This window comes from Streptomyces violens, from assembly GCF_000717745.1.
In the GTDB taxonomy this organism is placed as follows: Bacteria; Actinomycetota; Actinomycetes; order Streptomycetales; family Streptomycetaceae; genus Streptomyces; species Streptomyces violens.
The window spans coordinates 242,623-262,600 of the sequence record NZ_JOBH01000002.1 but is presented as its reverse complement, the minus strand read 5'-3'; the positions used below and the strand labels follow the sequence as shown (position 1 = coordinate 262,600).

Annotated in this window: 19 protein-coding genes; 10 read left to right on the top strand and 9 right to left on the bottom strand. The window is 71.3% G+C overall.

What is annotated here, in order from left to right:
• Positions 1–78 precede the first annotated feature (78 nt).
• A complete protein-coding gene (locus IF04_RS0104445; protein WP_425428362.1) occupies positions 79–2,601 on the top strand; it encodes a hypothetical protein in 2,523 nt (840 codons plus the stop codon).
• Here IF04_RS0104445 and IF04_RS0104440 read toward each other — a convergent pair.
• From IF04_RS0104440 to IF04_RS0104415, 6 genes are all read right to left on the bottom strand, one after another.
• A complete protein-coding gene (locus IF04_RS0104440; RefSeq protein ID WP_030251171.1) occupies positions 2,571–5,012 on the bottom strand; it encodes a right-handed parallel beta-helix repeat-containing protein in 2,442 nt (813 codons plus the stop codon). The two genes, IF04_RS0104445 and IF04_RS0104440, sit on opposite strands and share 31 nt — an antisense overlap.
• 199 nt (positions 5,013–5,211) lie before the next feature.
• Positions 5,212–5,805 (bottom strand): Rv1733c family protein, encoded by a 594-nt coding sequence (locus tag IF04_RS0104435; RefSeq protein ID WP_078599837.1) that lies wholly within the window; start codon positions 5,803–5,805, stop codon positions 5,212–5,214.
• 260 nt (positions 5,806–6,065) lie between these two features.
• Positions 6,066–6,506 carry an ATP-binding protein gene (locus tag IF04_RS0104430; RefSeq protein ID WP_030251166.1) on the bottom strand — a complete coding sequence of 147 codons (441 nt, stop codon included), beginning with the start codon at positions 6,504–6,506 and terminating at the stop codon, positions 6,066–6,068.
• Positions 6,500–7,396, bottom strand: a complete 897-nt coding sequence (locus IF04_RS0104425; protein ID WP_245654269.1) for an MEDS domain-containing protein — start codon at positions 7,394–7,396, stop codon at positions 6,500–6,502. Before IF04_RS0104425 ends, IF04_RS0104430 begins: the two co-directional genes overlap by 7 nt.
• 166 nt (positions 7,397–7,562) lie before the next feature.
• Entirely contained in the window at positions 7,563–8,387 is an 825-nt protein-coding gene (locus IF04_RS0104420; RefSeq protein WP_030251161.1) for an MOSC domain-containing protein, read from the bottom strand.
• Between the two features lie 66 nt (positions 8,388–8,453).
• Positions 8,454–8,888, bottom strand: a complete 435-nt coding sequence (locus IF04_RS0104415) for a DUF6643 family protein (RefSeq protein ID WP_030251157.1) — start codon at positions 8,886–8,888, stop codon at positions 8,454–8,456.
• 260 nt (positions 8,889–9,148) lie between these two features.
• Here IF04_RS0104415 and IF04_RS0104410 point away from each other — a divergent pair, with 260 nt between their 5' ends.
• Positions 9,149–10,489: a TerD family protein gene (locus IF04_RS0104410; RefSeq protein ID WP_030251152.1), complete on the top strand. Its 1,341-nt coding sequence runs from the start codon at positions 9,149–9,151 to the stop codon at positions 10,487–10,489.
• A gap of 15 nt (positions 10,490–10,504) precedes the next feature.
• Here IF04_RS0104410 and IF04_RS0104405 read toward each other — a convergent pair whose 3' ends face one another.
• Positions 10,505–11,752, bottom strand: coding sequence for a glycosyltransferase (locus IF04_RS0104405; protein ID WP_037958266.1), 1,248 nt, complete (start codon positions 11,750–11,752; stop codon positions 10,505–10,507).
• Positions 11,753–11,847: 95 nt separating this feature from the next.
• Here IF04_RS0104405 and IF04_RS0104400 point away from each other — a divergent pair, with 95 nt between their 5' ends.
• The 3 genes from IF04_RS0104400 (at position 11,848) to IF04_RS0104390 (ending at position 14,190) form a co-directional block, all read left to right on the top strand.
• Positions 11,848–12,663, top strand: coding sequence for a glutamate racemase (locus IF04_RS0104400; protein WP_030251147.1), 816 nt, complete (start codon positions 11,848–11,850; stop codon positions 12,661–12,663).
• 164 nt (positions 12,664–12,827) lie between these two features.
• Positions 12,828–13,487, top strand: a complete 660-nt coding sequence (locus tag IF04_RS35505; protein WP_030251144.1) for a hypothetical protein — start codon at positions 12,828–12,830, stop codon at positions 13,485–13,487.
• A gap of 223 nt (positions 13,488–13,710) precedes the next feature.
• Positions 13,711–14,190: an NUDIX hydrolase gene (locus IF04_RS0104390; protein WP_030251141.1), complete on the top strand. Its 480-nt coding sequence runs from the start codon at positions 13,711–13,713 to the stop codon at positions 14,188–14,190.
• Positions 14,191–14,246: 56 nt separating this feature from the next.
• Here IF04_RS0104390 and IF04_RS39495 read toward each other — a convergent pair whose 3' ends face one another.
• Positions 14,247–14,756, bottom strand: a complete 510-nt coding sequence (locus tag IF04_RS39495) for a tyrosine-type recombinase/integrase (protein WP_245654300.1) — start codon at positions 14,754–14,756, stop codon at positions 14,247–14,249.
• Here IF04_RS39495 and IF04_RS40215 point away from each other — a divergent pair.
• Both IF04_RS40215 and IF04_RS0104380 read left to right on the top strand, forming a co-directional pair.
• Positions 14,638–15,087 (top strand): helix-turn-helix domain-containing protein, encoded by a 450-nt coding sequence (locus IF04_RS40215; protein WP_342668114.1) that lies wholly within the window; start codon positions 14,638–14,640, stop codon positions 15,085–15,087. The two genes, IF04_RS39495 and IF04_RS40215, sit on opposite strands and share 119 nt — an antisense overlap.
• A 265-nt stretch (positions 15,088–15,352) precedes the next feature.
• Positions 15,353–15,910, top strand: coding sequence for a transposase (locus IF04_RS0104380; RefSeq protein ID WP_106975536.1), 558 nt, complete (start codon positions 15,353–15,355; stop codon positions 15,908–15,910).
• A gap of 302 nt (positions 15,911–16,212) precedes the next feature.
• Here IF04_RS0104380 and IF04_RS0104375 read toward each other — a convergent pair whose 3' ends face one another.
• Positions 16,213–17,346: a helix-turn-helix transcriptional regulator gene (locus IF04_RS0104375; protein WP_157847605.1), complete on the bottom strand. Its 1,134-nt coding sequence runs from the start codon at positions 17,344–17,346 to the stop codon at positions 16,213–16,215.
• A 250-nt stretch (positions 17,347–17,596) separates the two neighbouring features.
• Here IF04_RS0104375 and IF04_RS37100 point away from each other — a divergent pair, with 250 nt between their 5' ends.
• From IF04_RS37100 to IF04_RS0104355, 3 genes are all read left to right on the top strand, one after another.
• Positions 17,597–18,367, top strand: a complete 771-nt coding sequence (locus tag IF04_RS37100; protein ID WP_078599831.1) for an alpha/beta fold hydrolase — start codon at positions 17,597–17,599, stop codon at positions 18,365–18,367.
• 70 nt (positions 18,368–18,437) lie between these two features.
• Positions 18,438–19,148 (top strand): thioesterase II family protein, encoded by a 711-nt coding sequence (locus IF04_RS0104360; protein ID WP_030251125.1) that lies wholly within the window; start codon positions 18,438–18,440, stop codon positions 19,146–19,148.
• Positions 19,149–19,153: 5 nt separating this feature from the next.
• Positions 19,154–19,978 carry a mycofactocin-coupled SDR family oxidoreductase gene (locus IF04_RS0104355; RefSeq protein WP_030251123.1) on the top strand — a complete coding sequence of 275 codons (825 nt, stop codon included), beginning with the start codon at positions 19,154–19,156 and terminating at the stop codon, positions 19,976–19,978.

The window sequence follows — 19,978 nt, the reverse complement described above, 5'->3', positions numbered from 1 at the left end:
CAGGTCACAAGAGCGCTGCTGTTCGGGGACATCCTCGCACGAGGCACTGACAGTGACTCCCCGGACCGGATGGGGTGAATGCAGCGCTCCGGCGGGCAAGAAAGAATCCGGGACGCACATCGACGTACGGACAACGGGGGAAGCACAGTGGACATCACGTACCGGTCCGCGCCCGCAGCCACTACGGACCCGGGCGGAGACGAGGGCGCCGCCGCCGGGCACAGACCACGCCGGATCGCCCTTGAACTGCTGGTTCACGGTGTCGGCGGCACCACGCCGGCGGAGATGCTCGACGACCCCCGGGTCGTGCGCGTCACCGGTGACGACACCGCCGCCATCTATCGCTGCGCCACCGATGCGGGCGCCGAGGAGCGCCCTGTCGACGAGCGCGAGAGCGACCCCGAGGAGCCGGTCCGCGAGGCGTACTGCTGGTCCAACCTCACCTCGGGCAACGGCAGCCGCGCCCTGTGGCTGATCCTGCTGCCCTTCATGGTCGCGAACCTCGCGCACTGGATGCGCCCCGCGGCCCCGCGCGGCCACCCTGCCCAGCGCCTCTACGACGTCCTCGTACGCATCCTCGCGCTCACCCTCACGGTGCTGCTCGCCGCCGGGGCCTGCGAGGTGGCCCTGGACCTGCTCGCCTGGCAGTGCGCGGGCAGCCTCTCGTGCTCGGCGGACCGCTCCTGGCTCGGTTTCCTCAGCACCGCGCACGACGGCTGGTGGAGCCTGCCGGGCCGCCGCCTCGTGGTCGCGAGCGCCTTCCCGCTGCTCCTCGTGGGCCTGCTGTGGTGGCTCTCGCACCGCACCTGGAGCGCGTACGAGTCGGCGTCCCCGCCGCCGCGCCGCCCCGGCACGTCCCGCGACACACCGCCCTCGGAGCGCCCCACGCTGTGCCTGGACGGCTTCTGGTACGGCCGCCGGGTCGTCGCCCGGCTGCGCTCGGCGCACGCCGCGGCGGGGCTGCTCACCATCGCCACCGCGCTGCTCCTGACCGCGCACGACGCCGACGGCCGGCCCGGCGCCGACGTATGGCTGCGCTGGACCGGGTACGTGCTGGCCGCGCTGGTCGCCGCCCTCGCGGTGCTCAGCGTGGTCATCGTCTGCCGCACCGCGCGCAGCGAGGCGGAGCCCGACGTGGAGACCGACCGGCCGATCGTCAGGTGGCTCCCGTACGCCGCGCTCGGCGCGCTGGCCCTGACCGCCGTGCACACCGCCTGGGCGCGTCCCGGCTGGACCTCCGCCGGGCACCTCCCGGGCGACGGCACCTTCGCGGTACTCGCCGTCCTTCAGGGCGCGTTGGTCGTCGGGCTGCTGCTGACCGCCGGGGTGCTCCAGCGGGCCGCGCGGGGCACGGAGCGCACCGCGCTCGCGGGCCTGGCCGGCGCCTCCGTGGCGCTGCTCGCCTGCGCACTGGGCGGCGTGCTCACCGGGGGAGTGGCACAGCGCACCGCCGACTGGCTGGACCGCGGCGCCACCCCGGGCGACGCGCACGCCCCGATGGCGGGCCCGCCCGTACTGCTCTCCTGGCAGGCATCGGTCATCCCGGTGCTGCTGATCGTCGTCCTGTTGCTGGTCGTCGCGGCCGGCTTCCAGGTGCTCGCCGTCCGCCGTGAGGTCGTCCCCGACATCCCCGGGCTGTACGAGGACGAGGAGAAGCCCGACGCGCAGCGCACCAAGGGGATCGCGGGCACGATTGCCCGCGCGGGGCTCACCGACCGGGCGCCGGTGCTGATCGGCGTGATCACGGCCGTCACCTTCGTGCTCGGTACGGGTGCGGTGCTCGGTGCCCGCCTCACGGGCCTGCCGCCCGGCCGGGCGCTGGACGGCGCGCCCGCCTTCGTGGACGCCGTCGCCGAGACGGCACAGGCGCTCGGCTCCTGGCTGATGGGCGCCGGCGTCGTCCTCCTGCTGGCCATGGGACGCCGCGCCTACAAGGACGCCTCGGCCCGCCGCACCATCGGCATCCTCTGGGACGTCGGCACCTTCTGGCCGCGCGCCGCGCATCCCTTCGCGCCCCCGTGCTACGCCGAGCGGGCCGTCCCGGACCTGACCTGGCGGATGGCCACCTGGACCGAGACCCACGACGGGCGCCTGGTCCTCTCCGGGCACTCCCAGGGCAGCGTCCTCGCGGCCGCCGCCGTCTGGCAGCTGGACCCGGTGACGCGCAGCCGGGTCGCGCTGCTCACGTACGGGTCGCCGCTGGAGCGGCTCTACGGACGCTGGTTCCCGGCGTTCTTCGGGCCCGCCGCGCTCACCGGGCTGCACCGCGAGATGGACGCCTGGCGCAACCTGTGGCGGTTCACCGACCCCATCGGCGGCCCGGTCCGCCTCACCTGTGAGGACGGTGCGGCGATCGACCGGGGGCCGCTGCGCGACCCGCTGGTCTTCGGGCGCACCCTCCAGCACCCGCTGCCCGCCCAGACCCTCGGGCACGGCGACTACCAGGCCGACCCGGAGTTCGTGACGGCCCGCGCAGAACTCCTCGCCCATCTGGCGCCAGGGATACCGCAGCAGCCCGGCGAGCCGGAGGCCGAGCGGGACCCCGGCCCCGGGGAGCGGCCCGCCGCCTCTCAGGGCAGCGCCGGCAGGTCCTCGGAGTAGAGGTGCGTGAGGTCGTCGGTGCTCGGGTCGGGGAGCTGCGCCACCCGGCCCGCGTGCCGTTCGACCATCGCCTCGAACGTCTGCCGGGCGGTGCGCCCGTTGCCGAACGACGGCCCCTTCGGGAGCGCGGTGAAGTACTTCAGCAGCGCCTCGGAGGTGCCGTCGGCGAGGTGGTACTCCTGCTCCTCGGCCTGCTGCCCGACGATCCGCAGCAGCTCCTCGGGGTCGTAGTCGCCGAACCTGATGGTCCGCGAGAAGCGGGAGGCGACACCGGGGTTGACCGCGAGGAAGCGCTCCATCTCGGCGGTGTAGCCCGCCACGATGACCACGACCGCCTCCCGGTGGTCCTCCATCAGCTTCACCAGGGTGTCGATCGCCTCGCGCCCGAAGTCGCGCCCGGAGTCCTCCGGGGACAGCGCGTACGCCTCGTCGATGAAGAGCACCCCGCCGCGCGCCCGGTCGAACGCCTCCTGGGTACGGATGGCCGTCGACCCGATGTGCTCGCCGACCAGGTCCACCCGGGAGACCTCCACGAGGTGGCCGCGCTCCAGTACGCCCAGCGACGCCAGGATCTCGCCGTACAGCCGCGCGACGGTGGTCTTGCCCGTGCCGGGGGAGCCGGTGAAGACCAGGTGGCGGCGGACCGAGGCGGCCTTCAGGCCCGCCTGCTGCCGGCGCCGCCCCACCTCGATCATGTTGATCAGGCTGCGCACCTCGCGCTTGACGCTGTCCAGGCCGACGAGCGTGTCCAGTTCGCCGAGGACCTCGTCCGAGGGCCGGGTGTCCGGGGCCGGCTCGGCGGGCGTCTGCGGCGCCGTGGGCGCCGCGGGGGCACCGCCCAGCAGGCCGGCCGTGCCCGCGGGCTGCGCGGCCGTCACAGGCGCCACAGCGGCCGCCGGTGAGGGCATGCCGGACGGCACCGCCGCGGCCGCCGGCTGGGTCATCCGGCTCTCGTCGCTGGTGCAGTCCACCGCCGTCGGCCCGTCCTCGGCGAACTCGTACCCGCCGCGCGCGCACCGCTCCGTACGGCACCGCGTCAGCGTCGTACGGCAGCCGTCGATCACATGGAAGCCGTAGCCGGCACTGCCCGTGACCCGGCAGTTGTGGAAGGTGCCGCGGCCCTCAGCGGACACGTAGAAGCCCGCTTCGGCCGGTGTGCTGACCGTGCACCGCTCGACGTTCGGGTCGGCGCCCTTGGTGACGATCACGCCCGTCTGGGTGTCCTCGATCGTGCAGCCCGAGAGCGTGCCGCCGCTGCCGTGGTCGCGGAACCACGCGCCGGTCGCGGCCTCCCGGATGCGGCAGTCGTCGAGCTGTACGGTCGCGCCGTCGCTGACCGAAACGGCGGTGTTCCGTACCTGCGCGAGATCGGAATCGACCACATCGGCCCGCGAACCGCGGTCCAGCACGAAGAGCGCGTCCGGCACGTCGTGCACCCGGGTCGAGTCCAGGACGGCCGTAGCGCCGTCGCTCACCCACACCGCCGGGTAGTCGCCCGTACTGTCGTGGATCTCGCACTGGTTGGCGTCCACCCGGGTGCCCGGGTCCCACACGGACAGGCCGTTGCGCCCGAAGTGCCGTACCCGGCTCCGGGTCAGCGTCAGCACCGAACGCGACCTCAGGTCCAGTGCGTTCTCCGGTATGTCGTGGATGTCGCAGTCGGCGACCGTGAGCACCGCGTCCGTGTCCAGGGTGACGCCGTCCGCCGAAGTGCGGTGCACCGTGCAGTCGGTGAGGTGTCCGGTGGCGCGCGAGGCGACCTGCACGCCCGCGCCCTTGATCTCGTACAGCTCGCAGCCGACCGCCTCGACCGCGCTGCCCTCGCCGTTCACCGCCAGGCCGGCACCGCTCGTGTGGTGCACCCGGCAGCGCTCCAGCCGCGGATGCGCCCCGCCGCGCACCGCCACGCCCGTCTGCCCGGCAGCCAGCACCTCGCACTCCTCGAAGACGCCGCCCGCCCCGTCCAGCACGCTGATGCCCACGCCGCCCGGATTGTCGACCGTGCAGCGCCGCACCGTGGGCCGGGCGCCGCCGCGCACCTCGATACCGGTCGCGGACCGCGTCACCACGCGCAGCCCGGTGAGCTCCGGTGCGCCGTCCTCCACCAGAAGGGCGGGCGCCGCCGAGTCCTGCGCCTCCACGTGCAGGTCCTGCAGGACCGCCGAGGCCCGTACGGTCAGCGCCACGCCGTCGGCGGGCGCGATCCGCACCGATCCGCGCGCCCCGTCGGGCCCGCGCAGCGTCACCGCCCGGGCCAGCACGAGGTTCTCCCGGTACGTGCCCGCCGCGACGGTCAGCACATCGCCGTCCCCGGCTGCTTCGAGGGCGGCGGCCAGGGAGCTGTACTCCCCTGTGCGACGTCGCCAGCGCGACGTCCCGGAGTGCGTGACCTGGACCGAGCCCTGTGCCATGGCGATGTCGTGCCCCCACCTCGTGCGGCTGTTTCCGGCCCGCGGTGGTACGCACGGATATGTCCGCGTACGGGCTGCGCAGGCCCCAGCCGAGCGGCTGGCTGCACCACCGTAGCGCGCTCGGCGTACGGCAGTTGACGTGGTCGGCACCTCGTCCTACGGGCGGTGACGCACTCCGTGCCCTGCGGGCGGCGCGTGCTCAGCTGCCGGCGCCGGCCCGTCCCCAGTCCTGGCCCGCGCGCTCCCACTCCTCGTCCCAGCGGCGGTACCGGTGGTGCATCAGCCGCCACAGCACCAGCCTGCGGCAGCCCTCGACCGCGGCGCCGGCCAGCGCCGCGGCGCCCAGGCCGGCGAGCACCGCATGGGAGTTCGCGGTCGTCACGTCCATCGGGCGGGGCATGACCCGGCCGCGGCCGTCGGTCCAGATCCGGAAGCGGTCGCCGGGCACCACCGGATGCGGCGCAGCGACGGCCCCGATGTGCCGGCTGCCGTCCACGCCGCGCCAGTTGGCCAGTACCTTGCGGTGCGCGTCGCGCTGGGTGGCCGTTTCGGGGTCGGGATCCACGGGGGGATGCGGCAGCAGCCGGTCCACCTGGACCCGCACCAGGTGCCGTTGGGCGTGCTGGGTCCGTACGGTGTCCAGGAGCGTGTCGCCGGCGGTCCGGGCGGTCGCCCAGCCGGCCGCGGAGGCCCCGAACACGATCAGGAGGGCGGCGCCCAGCGCCAGCCACGCCTCGGCGAGATCGGTCCTGCGCCGCAGCGGATTACGCCGCCAACGCCACAGTCCACTCATCGCTCGCACGGTCCGGCACCCCCTTCCGTGTCCGTAACTACCTCATTCCGGGCCCTTCATGCGCGGTGTTCATGAAGAGCCTGCAAAACCACGGACTCGTACGGACCGTCACTCTATCGCCGCCGCGGGCGAGGCCGTGGGTGGCGTGCGTGCGGCGGAGAGGCCGGGAGAGGGCCGCAGGTGCGCGTGGGGTGGCCCTGGGGCGCAAAAGGTCGCTCAAGAGCGTTCAGCGGCCGTCCAGGGGCCTTCCCGGAGGTGTTTCAGTGCACCCGTACCGCCAGTGTGACCACCGCGCCGGCGGCCGCGCCCGCGGCGATCGTCAGCCGGTCGGCGACCAGCCGCGCCATCCACAGCCCGCGCCCCGTGGGCGCACCGTCCAGGCCCGGCAGCAGCTCGGGGATGACGGCCTCCGTGAAGCCCGGGCCCGAATCGATGACCAGGCACTCCAGTTCGTCGCCGATCCGGCGCAGGACCAGCCGGCCGCTGCCGCCCGCGTGCTCGACGGCGTTACCGGCCACCTCGTCCACCGCGAGCACGAACTCCCCGCGCCGCGGTTCGGCCAGGCCCTCACGGGCCGCGCACTCCTCGACGAGCAGCCGCACCTGCGGGAGCAGCCGGGCGGTGAAGCGCCGCTGCAGCAGGTACCTGACGCTCGGTTCGTCGCCGGCGCCCTGGGAACGAGCGGACTCGGGGATCAGCACGGTCGCGTCACCTCCGACAGCGTCAGCCGCGAAATCGATGCCGCTCCCAGCCGCTGGAGCGTGCGGAGCTGTACCGGGTCGCCCCGGACCTCGACCCGGGAGAGGCCGCTCGCCTTCTGGACGAGCGTGAGGAGGCCGGTGGCGCAGCCGACCGACAGGAAGTGCAGCCGGCTCAGGTCCAGGGCGAGCCGGCCCGCAACCGAGCCCTGCGCCACGGCGAGCTCCAGGGCGGTGAGGAAGGACTGCTTCGTCGCGGCGTCGGCCTCGCCGACGAAGCGCAGCGCGCCGTCCGATGCCCGCTCCGTATGCAGCGCGCCGAGCTGTTCGAGGAGGTTACGCGGGTGCGCCTCAGCCATGGCCGTCAGCACCTCCGGCGCGAACCAGCGTCGGTCGTACGCGCAGATCTCGCTGTACGGGCGGCCCTTGAAGAGCTCGTCGGCGTTCGACTCGCGGTGCATCATCGTGTGCACGTCCGCGCCGAGGTCCGGCACCCAGTGCATGTCGATGAACGCCCGCAGGCCCGTGTACCCCTCCGCGACGGCCTGCGCGGTCTCCTCGCGGAGCCGGCTCCACTGCCGGTCGGCCGTGAAGGCGGGATCGGGACTGATGAGGCGGCGCATGCTGCTGAGCACCAACTGGCCCCTGATGCGGGCGGTCGCCGTCGTGCGGTTGGGGAAGTCCAGCCGCGCCAGGACCTCTTCCTCGGGCAGGCCGGGGCGCGGGAAGACGATCACACGCTCGCCGCGGGCCAGGCCGAGCCGGGTGAAGGCCGTGAGAACGTCCCAGCGGATCTCGTCGTCGTCGTAACTGACGAAAGCGTGATCGCCGGGGCGCATCTGATGCACCGGGATGACGCGATCGCGCGCCGGGTCCCCGGCAGGAATGGGCACCTGAATCTCCCTGTCGCCACCGCAATGCGGTCACCTTATGCAGGCCGGACAGGGCCCCGCAACGCGCTCGTCGGGGGCGGCTGCGCCGGGTCGGCGGGAGCGGGGCGCGGCGGTGCGCGGAAACCGCGGAGACGGGGTGGCGGCTGGGTAAGGACACGGGCTGACGTCAGCTCAGGACCTCGAAGGGGTCGCCGGCACGGAGCGTGCCGCGCGACTCGGGTATGAGGTTCTGCCCGAACACCAGGTCGTCACCGAAGCGGCGGTGGCGGGCGAGCGTGCGCAGCGGCTCCTTGCCGCGCTCGGCGGTGCGCTGGTCGGTGGTGGTCACCACGCAGCGGCCGGAGGGCTTGGCGACCCGGAAGGTGATCTCGCCGATCCGCACCCGCTTCCAGCCGTCCTCGGCCCAGGGGGCCGTGCCCTCGATGACGACGTTCGGCCGGAAGCGGTCCATGGGCAGCGGGCCCTCGTCGGCGTGGTCTCCCTGGGCGATCAGGGAGTTGAGCGCGTCCAGCGAGGACGACGTGGTGAGCAGCAGCGGGAAGGCGTCGGCGAAGCTCACCGTGTCACCGGGGCGCGCGTAGTCCTGGTGCACGGACCGGCGCACGGCAGGGGCGTCCATGTGAACGAGCGTGACCTCGGTGCCCAGGTACGTACTGAACCACTCGGCGGCCTCCGCGGACGCGGGCACGGCGTCCACCTTGTCCTGCCAGACCTGCACCGGCACGGTCGCGCCGGGGGCAGGAACCTCCACGGACAGGTTCTGCATCCCCGGCGCGCTGAGCCCGATTCCCCCGTCGGGCCGCGCCTCCGCGACGGCCAGGGCCAGCCGCGGCCGGGACCGCTGCGTGACATGCCGCCGCTCCTCGTCGACCAGCAGCCAGCGCCGGTCCCCGGCCAGGCCCCATGGCTCCACGGCGGCCGAGTCGGGGGAGGTCCCCGCAAGAGACTTCACCGGATACAGCTGGAGGGCACGGAGGCGCGAGTTCGGCATGTGCCCATCCTGCCAGCCGGGTCGGACATTTGACCGGGCGGCCGGACAGTTGGCCGAGCGGGCGCGTCAGTAACCCCGCGGATGCTGCGGACGGCCGTACGGATCCTCGTACGGAGCGGGGCGCGGCGCGACCGGGGCCGCCGGGCGCATCGCTTCGTACCCCGTGCTCATCGGGCGCCGCGGCTGCTGCTGGGCCGGGTACCCCTGGGGGCCGGCGGCCTGCTGCGGGATGTAGGGCGCGGGTGCGGGCTGCATCGGGGCCTGGCCCGGGTAGCCGTGCTGGGCGGGGGCCGCGGAGGGGCCGGAAGGGAGCGCGGGCAGCGCCGGCAGGGCCGGCGACGAGTAGGACGAGGACGAGCCGGCGTCGTACGGAGGCTGGACCCTGATCGGCGCGATCTGGGGTGTGCCGCGCTCGGCGACGAGGCTGTCGTAGATCGGGGTGTCCGGGAAGGAAGGCGAAGCGTAGTAGCCGCCGCCGTAGGTAGAGCGGGGGGAGGTCATGCCTCTTAAGTTAAGCCCACGATGTGCTGGTTGGGGAGCCTGAAAAGAGGGTTGTTTTACGTGTCGGTAGTGGTTGCGGTTCACTAATGTGAGCGAACTTGGGAAAATCGGTCGCCAACGCCCGTTTGAATCGTGTAAAGGCCGGCTCGCTGGGAGGTGAAATCTTGCCTTCTCCGAGGCGTCCAAGGGCCGTCGGAGAACCCCTAGGTTGGGAGGGCGGCGCGCCGCGAAGCGGGAGCGCGAATCCGAAGGAGGCGGCCATGTCGATGCCCAAGGGGGGCAACGCTCCGGTGGATGCCGGAGCGGTACGGATCGAGCTGAGCTGGCGTACCGGAAGCGGCGTCCCGGACGTGGACGCCTCGGCGCTGCTGCTGAGCGGCGGGAAGGTGCGCGACGACGGCGACTTCGTGTTCTACAACCAGCCGGTGCATGCTTCGGGCGCCGTGCGCCACGAGGGCAAGCGGGCGGCGGCGGGCACGGCGACCGACACCCTCGCCGTCGACCTCACCGCCGTGGAGCCGGCCGTCGAGCGGGTGGTGCTCGCGGCCTCCGCGGACGCCGGAACGTTCGGTCAGGTGCCCGGGCTGAGCGTGCGAATCCTTGACGCGACGGGCGCGGGCCCCGGTAGCACTGTGCCCGCGGCCTCCGATGGCGCCGAGCTCGTGCGGTTCGACAGCCAGGACGCCACCGTGGAGACCGCCTTCGTACTCGGCGAGCTCTACCGGCGGCAGGGCGGCTGGAAGTTCCGGGCGATCGGCCAGGGGTACGACAGCGGACTCGCCGGGCTCGCCACGGACTACGGGATCAGTGTGGACGACCCAGGGACGGCGCCCGCAGGGCCGGCCGCGCCGGCAGCGCCCGCGCCGGCGCACGATGTGCCTCAAGGTCAACCCGCTGCGTCAACTCCCGCGCCCCCGGCGCATGGCGCAGGCGCGCCCGCCCCCACCCCTGTACGCCTGTCAAAAGTCACCCTGACGAAGGACGCCCCCGCCGTTTCGCTGACGAAGCAAGGGGGCACTTCGGGCGCGATGCGAGTGAACCTCAACTGGCAGACCCGCCCTGCACCCTCGGGATCGGGGTCGGGATGGGGCCGCAAGCTCAGCCGGGCGCTCGCCGGCCCCGCGGCTCTCGATCTCGACCTGTGCGCGCTGTACGAGCTGACCGACGGCAGCAAGGGCGTCGTACAGGCCCTGGGCAACGCCTTCGGGGCCCTGGACACCCCGCCGTTCATCCACCTCGACGGCGACGACCGCACCGGCGCCGTGGCCGTCGGCGAGAACCTCACGGTCAACCTCGACCAGCAGCGCCTCATCAAGCGGATCCTGTTCTTCGTCACCATCTACGAAGGCGCGCGCAGCTTCGCCGACCTGAACGCCACGGTCACCCTCACACCGCAGCGCGGCGCCCCCATCGACTTCTCCCTCGACGAGTGCACCGTCCCGTCCAACGTGTGCGCCCTGGCGCTGCTCATCAACACCGGCACCGAACTGGTCGTCCAGCGCGAGGCCCGCTATCTCGTCCCCGAACGGGGCGTCAGCCCGCAGCGCACGGTGGACCAGGCGTACGGGTGGGGGATGCGGTGGGCACCGGGGCGGAAGTGAGACAGCCGCCCGTGGCTAAGCGCCCTCCGACGCCTCCCCTGTAGGCGGCGCCCCGTACGTCCGCCCCTTCCAGGCAGCGCCGCGCCCCCGGTAGTGCTGCACGGCCGAGTCGACCGTCATGAGGAGGTAGAGCAGTGCGGTGAACGGCAGCAGAGGGGCGGTCCAGGGCGGCTGCCTGTAGTAGCGCAGCATCGGCAGGTACGTGCCTGTCATCACGGCCCATGCGGCGCCCCCGAGGAGCACGGCCGGCGCGCTGCCGCCCACCGCGCCCGCGATCAGCGCGACGGGCGGCACCAGGTAGACCAGTGCGAGGCCCAGCACCGTGCCGGCCAAGAGCAACGGGCTGTGCAGGAGTTGCGCGTACGCGCTGCGCGCCACCATCCGCCAGAGGTCGGCCAGGCGCGGGTACGGGCGCACGCTGTCCACGTGGTCGGCGAGTCCCAGCCAGATCCGCCCCGTGCCCGCCCCGTCCCGGCCCCCGGAGCGCTTCACGGCGCGGGCCAGCGTCACGTCGTCGATCACCGCGTGCCGGATGCTCGCCGGGATCCCGGCCCGCTCGGCGGCGTCCCGGCGCAGCACTACGCAGCCGCCGGCCGCCGCCGCGGTACGTGCGCGCGGCCGGTTGACCCAGCGGAACGGGTACAGCTGCCCGAAGAAGTACACGAACGCCGGGACGAGCAGCCGCTCCCAGAAGTCCGCGACCCGCAGCCGCGCCATCTGCGACACCAGGTCCAGATCGGCCGCGCGGGCGGCGGAGACGAGCGCGCGCAGGCTGTCCGGCCCGTGCGCGATGTCGGCGTCGGTCAGCAGCAGGTACTCCGCGTCCGTACGCTCTCGGGCGAGCGCCATGCCGTGCCGGACGGCCCACAGCTTGCCGGTCCAGCCCGGGGCCGGCTCCCCGGGCGAGGTCACGGTCAGCGGCAGCCCGCCGCGCTCGGCGGCCAGCGCCCGGGCCAGCTCGCCGGTCCCGTCCGTACTGCCGTCGTCGACGAGGAAGACCTCGGCCCGTCCCGGATACGCCTGCGCCAGTACGGACGGCAGGCTCGCCGGCAGTACCCCGGCCTCGTCCCGCGCGGGGACGACGACCGCCACGGAGGGCCAGCGTCCGGCCCCGGGCCCGTCCGTCGCCGCAGCCTCTGTAGGCGCGGCGCGCTCCCTACGGGCCGTGCCCGGTGGCAGGCGTACATCCGTCCGCCAGAAGAAGCCCTGGCCCACCAGGAGCCAGAGCCACGCCACCAGAGACGCCGCAGCGATCCACGCCATCACAGCCACTCCGGCAGTCTGCCCCATGGCGCGGCGGGCCCCGGGGACCCGGCCCGGTGCGGCCCGTACCGGGGCCCGCTGAGTAAGGTGTCCGGGTGAAGATCGCACTCATGGACTCCGGCGCGGGCCTGCTCGCGGCCGCCGCGGCCGTGCGCCGGCTGCGCCCCGACGCCGGCCTCGTCCTCTCCTGCGACCCCGACGGCATGCCCTGGGGCCCGCGTACCCCCGCCGACCTCACCGAGCGCGCGCTCGCCGTCGCCAGAAACGCCGCGGCGCACAAGCCGGACGCCCTGATCGTCGCCTGCAACACCGCCTCCGTCCACGCGCTGCCCACCCTGCGCGCCGAGCTGGAGCCGGGCCTGCCGGTCATCGGGACCGTCCCCGCGATCAAGCCGGCGGCGGCCGGTGGCGGCCCGGTGGCGATCTGGGCCACGCCCGCCACGACCGGCAGCCCGTACCAGCGCGGCCTCATCCGGGCCTTCGCGGCGGACATCGACGTCACCGAGGTGCCCTGCCCCGGCCTCGCCGACGCGGTCGAGGCGGCCGACGACGCGGCCATCGCCGCCGCGGTCGCCGCCGCCGCCGCGCTCACCCCACCGGACGTACGGACCGTCGTCCTCGGCTGCACGCACTACGAGCTGGTCGCCGACCGCATCAGGGACGCGGTGCAGCGCCCGGAGGGGCCCGTGCTCACGCTGCACGGTTCCGCCGAGGCCGTCGCCGCCCAGGCGCTCCGCCGCATCGGTGCCGAGCCGGCGCCCGCGGCGACGCCCAGCGGGGAGCTGACCGTGATCCTCAGTGGGCGCATCGCCGCGCTTCCGGAGGCGGCCCGCGCCTATGAAGAGGGCAGGCTGCTCTCCGGTATCCGCGCGCACGGCGAACCGGCGGCCGCGGGACCGGCCTGCCAGTAGGCGACCCCGGGGCCCGCGCCGCAACGGAGTCGGCCCGTTACGGAACGCGTCATTCGGCGATTGGCTCCGTCCCTGAACGGGCAGTCGGCGGTTCCTGCCTCACGCGTCACAGAGAGTCGCGCTGCCGGCTGCCGGGCGGAGCCAGTACGCGTACGCTGCCAAGCATGAGGGACCACCCCCAGGAGGGGGCAGCAGCCCCCGACAGCAGTGACGCCCGCCCGGCCCGGCACGCCGAGCACGGTGACGGCGGCGCGCTCGCCCCTGACCGGTCGTCCGCAGCGCGCGACGACTCGCCGTGTGCCTCCGTGCCCGACGTCTGGCACGGGCGCGCGACCAATCGCTTCCAGTGGCTGCTGGCCGCCGCCGGTGCGGCCTGTATGGCGCTCGGCATCGAGCTGGCAGTCGACAATGCCTGGTCGTCGGGTATTACTCCCCTGGTGATGGCCGTCGTCGGCTGTGTCGCCGCCGGGTTGCTCGTCCTCTTTGGGACGCTCGCCTTCGTGCACGTGGCCGTGCGGGTCGACAAGGACTGCCTGGAAGTGCGCTGCGGGCACATGGGCCTGCCACGCCGCCGCATCCCGCTCTCGCACGTGGTCGACGTCGACTTCGCGCCCCGCGTCACGCCCTGCCACTGGGGCGGCTGGGGCTACCGCTGGCGCCCGGAACAGGGCACGGGGGTGATCGTGCGCCGCGGTGAGGCGGTGATCCTGCGGCTCGGCGACGGCCGTACCTTCACCGTCACGGTCGACGACGCGGAGGCCGCGGTGCGCTGCATCCGCGCCCGCCTCGGCCTCCAGCCGAAGCCGGCCCGCGGAGCGGTGTAGCCCGAGGGCGCGGCGCAGCCCCCGAGGGGCGCCGCGCAGCCCCGGGGGGGCGCTGTCACGCAGGCCCCGAAGGCGCCGCGCAGGCCCCCGAGGTACCGCCGCACCGCGCACCCGAAGTGCCGCGCCGCCCCCGAAGGCCCCGTGCCCCCACCCAAGGCAGAACCGGCCGCAATGCTCCGGAAGCGTTTCGTCCCCTGCCGGGGGGCTCGCTAGGGTGCGGGGCATGGCTACACCCGACTTCATCCGCGAAATCCGCGCGACCGCCGGCCATCAGCTGCTCTGGATGCCCGGCGTCAGCGCCATCGTCTTCGACGACGAGGGCCGGGTGCTGCTGGGACGCCGCGTCGACAACGGCCGCTGGTCGATCATCGGCGGCATCCCCGAGCCGGGCGAGCAGCCCGCCGCCACCGCCGTACGCGAAGTCCACGAGGAAACCGCCGTCCACTGCGTCCCCGAACGCCTCCTCCTGGTCGAGGCGCTGGAGCCGGTCACGTACCCCAACGGCGACCGCTGCCAGTTCATGGACATGTGCTTTCTGTGCCGTGCGGAGAGTGGCGAAGCCCGTGTCAACGATGACGAATCACTCGAAGTCGGCTGGTTCGAACTCGATGCCCTTCCTCCGCTGGACGAGTTCGCTCTTCATCGAATCAAGCTGGCCACGGAGGATGCGCCGACGTGGTTCGAGGGCGTGGGAGAGGCGTAAGGACCGCCCGGCTGAACTGGATGAGGGCCTTGTCGCATCAGTCACTCTCCATGACGCTAGAGAGCTCTGACGGCAAGAGTCAGCACCAAGTCAGCCCGGCACTCCTCCTCGGTCGCCGCCACGAGGTCGGCACGGGGCCGGTACGTGGACTCCAGGATCTGCCGACAGCGCTCCCGCCCGTCCAGGGTGAGATGGCCGTAGCTGGCCGCTGTCGTGTTGATCGTGCGGTGTCCAATCCAGCGGGAGACCTCATGCAAGGCGGCGCCGTTGGACAGCGTGACCGTGGCCCATTGGTGCCGTAGATCATGAGGCGTGTACCCGGCAAGACCGAGTCGCTCGATTGCCCTGTCCGATGACTTACGGGCCAATCCACGATGCGGGATTCCGCTTCGTTCATTCAGGATCGGTAGCCGGTATTTGAGATGCTCCAAGAAGTCCGGAACTGGGATGTCGCGCCATTCTCCTTCTTGGCGATGCTTCAATGGCGCGCAACTCGCGACGTACTTACCCGATGCGTTCTTTACGCGACCCGCTTGTCGTCGAGCTCGCAAAGCGCCACTCGACATGTCTTCGGGGAAGACTCCCAGATATTCGCCGATTCGAAGCCCTGCGATCTCTTCAGGGCTGGGAAGCGATCGCTCGTCCACCGGGAGTATCGGGTTATCGAGCTTTTTCGCTTGCTTCACCGGGTTGCTCGGTATCCGCTTGTGCCGGACGGCATGCGAGAACATGTTGCGGAGGGAAGCCGCCGAGCGATTTGCCCGTGGCGAGGAGACGGCCGCGATCGCCCGATCTCTGCGGATCACCATCCGCTCGGTGCGGCGCCGGCGGAAGGCCTGGAACCAGGATGGTCCGCGGCCCTTGGCCTCCAGGGGCCGGCCTCGCTGCCACTGCTGAGCGATGAGCTGTCCGCGGTGCTGGAGATCGAGCTGGAGAAGGGCCCGGTTGCGCACGGCTGGCCGGACCGGTCCTGGACGCTGTCCCGGAGCAAGACGCTGATCGGGCGCCGGCTCCATGAGAGTTACACCATCCAGGGGTTGCGGTGCTGCTCAAGCGCCACGGCTGGACCCGCCAGGTCCCCGCCCGCCGCGCGACCGAAGGGGGACGAGCAGGCGGGGGCCGGCTGGGTGAAAGGAATCTGGCCGCGGGTGGAAGGACCCGGGTGGCATGCGACGCCTGGCTCGTCTTCGAGGACGAGGCCGGCTTCACGATAACGCCGCCCACCACCCGTACCTGGAGCCGCCGTGGCCACCCTCCGATCGTCCGGGTACATCGCCGCTCCCGGCGCCGCCTGTCGGTCGCCGCCCTGCTCTGCTACAAGCCCGGACATCCCACCCGGCTGACCTACCGGCCCCACGTCGACCGGCGTCCTGACGGGCGCAAGTCCTTTGCCCGGACTGACTACCGCGATCTCCTGCAAAGCGCTCCCCGGCAGCTCGGCGGGAACCTGGTGCTGGTCCGGGACAACGTCAACACCCACCTCGCGGCCGGCATGCGCAACCACATCGCCGACCGCGACCGGCTCGTCGCCTACCAGTTACCTCCCTATGCACCCGATCTCCACCCCGTCGAAGGCGTCTGGTCCATCCTGCGACACACCGCCCTGGCACACCGGGCTTTCGCCGAACCCCACGAGCTGATCACCGCTGTCCGCCGGGGACCGCGCCTACTGCAACGCCGGAACGACGTGCTCGACGGCGCCTCAGTGGCACCGGACTGACCCGACCTCACAACGACGTCACGCATTGAAGGTCAGTAGTTCAGAGAAGACGTTCTGATCGCGGGAGCGCTTGTACTCCACGATGACCGGCATCGAGGCACCCAACCTCGGCGCAGGGCGCCGAGGCCCCGGTGACCAGGAGGGGCGGGTAGGGCGCTGGACTCCGCCGCTACTCTGGGCTCCCTGACGACAGATGGCGGTCCGAGACGGCCGTGCAGGCGTACCCGAAGCATGGCCCGCCAGTCGCGCAGACGATGCCGTGCGAGGACCGTCGCGTATTGCCACGCTGTGCCCGACCACACTTACCCACCGTCCAACGCCCCCACCGGGCTTGGCGGGTTGGCAAAGGGCCGATGAATTTTACTCACCGGATATGGCCGTAGCGTCTCGCCACCGTGAGTCGTGGGCTGGGCCCTATCGATGGCCAGCTCCTCCAAGAGACCGCGCTCGTGGATCAGATAGCCGGCGTGCAATCGATTGCGGGCGCCGAGGCGCTTCATGATCTCGGAAATGTGGCGTTGGCAGCTCCGCAGCGACATTCCGAGCCGTGCAGCGATCTTCTTGTCTTCCTCACCGTCCACCAACAGTCGCATGATGCTGAGTCTGGTGTCTTCTGAGGTCTTGGCTACGAGGTGACGGCTATGACGAAGCGGGAACGGGGACGCTGCCGACCAGGCGTGCTCGAACCCCGCGACTGCGAAGTCGACAACGCTGGGGTCCCGTACCAGTACCGCGCCTTGAGGGCGGTTGCGCAGTGGCATCAGAGCCTTCTGCTTGTCGAACACGATGAGTTGTGCGAATCCGACGGCCGATGTGCGTACCTGCGCACCCGCCGCAGTTAAGCATTCAACGTGTGCCGTGGTGGCTCTGTCGAAACGTGCACTGTGCTGGTACAGGGTCCGCATCCGGACGCCGCGCGCCAAGAGCTGACTCGTCCTGGCCAGCGACTCGTACAGCACTTCCGGGGGCCGTGCTCCACCGGGCTGCGAAGCCAGCACCTCCGACACGCACTCCGCAGCGAGGCCAGTGATCGCTTCACGCACGTCAGCGAGGTCGTGTATCTCCTCACGTGCTCCCCCCGTGCTCTGCAGGCGTTCCCTGGAGGCGGATTCGTATACGTCCGCGAGGCTGTCGAAGGTGATGCGAAGCGCATCCACCTGGTCTTCGCGGCGACGAAGTTCCTGAAGTGCTGGTGTGATCAGTTGCGTTTTCGCGCTTTCAGGTGGCACCACACTGAAGGGGCCTTCGCTGCCTTCACCCCGCAGGAGGCGCAGGGCGAGCAAGCGGTCGACCGCCGCCCGCACTTCTGTGCGGGGCAGGCCGGATCGAGCTTCGAGATTGCTTACGCAAACATTCCCGTCGCCGCATGCCTGGATGTAGATGTCGACTTCACGAGGTGTAAGCCCAGGTATGCCGTTAGGTTCACGGATGGTCACGAACCTGAATCTTAGTCCATGTTTGTTCCCTGTCGTGTTTCGGATGGCGGAAACATGACAGCCTTTGAATCTTGGCCTTTCGTCTCCGGATGCTTACGTTGGTGCCGCCCCACAAGGGCCGCACACTCGCATCACGTTTGGACGATCCATGATCACTTCTCGTCTCCCTGGGCGTGCCCAGCCCGCCGTTCGCCCGCGGATGGCCGCGGAAGCGGCAACGGTCCGCGATCTGGGCTGGGGGTAGCGCCCGGTGTCCGATAGTTTCTGGATCGCGCCGTTACGGCCGCGGCCGCATCAGCCTGCTGGTCGCGTCGTCGTGTTCCCCCATTCCGGTGCGGGCCCCAATGCGTTGGCCCCCGTGGTGGAGCAGCTCCCCGGAGCGTATGAAGTTCTCGGCGTGACTCTCCCGGGGCGAGAGCGGCGCTTCGCAGAATCGGTCGAGGTTGATCCGTCCAATCTGGTTGGCGCGGTCCGGCAGGAACTTTCCGGCCTCAAGCCATGCCCTACGGTCTTCTTCGGGCACAGCTTGGGTGGCTCCGTCGCAGTCGCCTTGGCCCTTGCTGATCCGGCCCTCTGCTCAGGGCTGGTGATCAGTGCGCAACTTCCTGGCGGGTCCCGGATCGAGCGGCCGGACGAATGGGCCGACGCTGACCTTCTGCGGATCGTCGAGCTGGGCGAAGGGACCCCTCGCGAACTGCTGGCGGACCCCACCTGGCGTGCATACGTACTCGGACTGCTCCGCTCGGATCTGCAGTTGGGTGCGCGCTTGGGTCAACAGAACCTGAAGGGCAAGCTCGCCGTCCCGGTGCGGATCCTCGGTGGTATGCAAGACCGCTTGGTGTCCGTCGACCAGCTGGCCTCATGGCATGCCCACGTGAATTCCGGTGTACAGGTCAAAACCTTCCCCGGAGGGCACTTCTACCTGCTCGACGAGGCGAACGCTGCCGCTGTCGCAAGCGAGATCTCCGCAGCCTTGGAGCTCGTCGCAGCGCCATCCGGTGCCTCTGACTCCGGTCTCTGAGTAGACCGCACTCCCTCACGCACGGCAGGCGTTCCTGCCGCACCCTGACGACTGAACGAGAGGTTCGTCCGTGGAACCGACATATCTCATTTGCCTGCCTTTTGCCGGTGCCGGCGCATCCTTCTTCAAGGAGTGGCAACAGCATGTGCCCGAGGGATTGAGCATCCTGCCGGTGCAGCTGCCCGGCCGTGAGGAGCGCTTCATCGATGCCCCTCACACGGATGCCGCACGTGCCGCGGAAGAGGCAAGCTCGTGGGTGATGGAACAGATTGACGGCTCCGCCCGAGTGGCCCTCTTTGGACACAGCCTTGGAGCGGTGCTGGCATACGAGCTGGCGCACCAGCTCAGTGGCATGGAGGGTGTGCGGCTGGCTCACCTGTTCGTGAGCGGCTCCCCAGGGCCGTGGAACGGGAGGGAGAGCCGGGCCACTGGTCTGGACGACGAAGGTTTCCTGGCGCAGGTGCGCCGCTTCGCCGGCTACTCACACCCTGCTCTGGAGAATCCGGAAATGCGGGAACTCCTGCTGCCCATGCTGCGGGCGGACGTCGAGATGCATGAGAGTTACAGGCCTGCCTCTGACAAGCCGTTGTCTGCGTCGATCACCTCGCTGCGAGGCCGCGAGGACGAGCTGGTGGATGCGGCGCAGATCGCACAGTGGGAGCAGGCCACGACCGGTACGTTCACCACCGCGGAGCTCGACGGTGGTCATATGTACCTGGCCGACGGTTCTGCTGATCTGCTGCAGCTGATAGGTGCCAAGCTCTCGGCGACGGAGAGCTGATGACAATGCGTTTGTCCGGCAAGACCGCAGTCATCACCGGTGCGGCCCGCGGGCTGGGGCGTGCAAGTGCTCTCGCGTTCGCACGGGAAGGGGCGGACCTGGTTCTGCTCGACATCGCACAGGACCTGTCCGGGGTGCCCTACCCGCTGGGCTCGGCCAGTCAGCTCGAGTACACCGCCCAACTCTGCCGTGAGCTCGGCGTTTCTGTGTTGGCCCGTCAGACGGACGTACGGGAGATGCCCGAGGTCGAGACGGCGGTGGCCACGGCGGTGGAGCGATTCGGCCGCATCGATGTTCTCGTCAACAACGCGGGCATCGCCGCGCCCTCGGGCAAGGCGGCGCACGAGATCGACGAGGACGAGTGGCAGCTGATGATCGATGTCGATCTCTCCGGCGCATGGCGCACGATCCGAGCCGTGGGTGGTCTCATGGCCGAGCAGCGCTCCGGCAGCATCGTCAACGTCGCCTCCACGGCCGGTCTCGTCGGCTATCGGCACTTCGCCGGCTACGTCGCTGCCAAGCACGGTCTTGTGGGCCTGACGAAAGCGGCCGCCCTCGACTACGCCCCCCGCAAGGTACGGGTCAACGCGCTGTGCCCCGGCTCGGTCAGGGACGACTCACAGGTCGAGGGGAGAATGCTGTCGGAGATCGCCCGCTCGCTCGATGTGCCCGTGTCCGAGCACGAGGAGACCTTCGTGCAGGCGCAGCCGATGAACGCACTCATCGAGCCCGACGACATCGCTTCGGCAGCGGTATGGCTGGCTTCCGACGAGTCTCGACAGGTCACCGGCAGCGTCCTCACGGTTGACGGAGGCTTCACCGCACGCTGA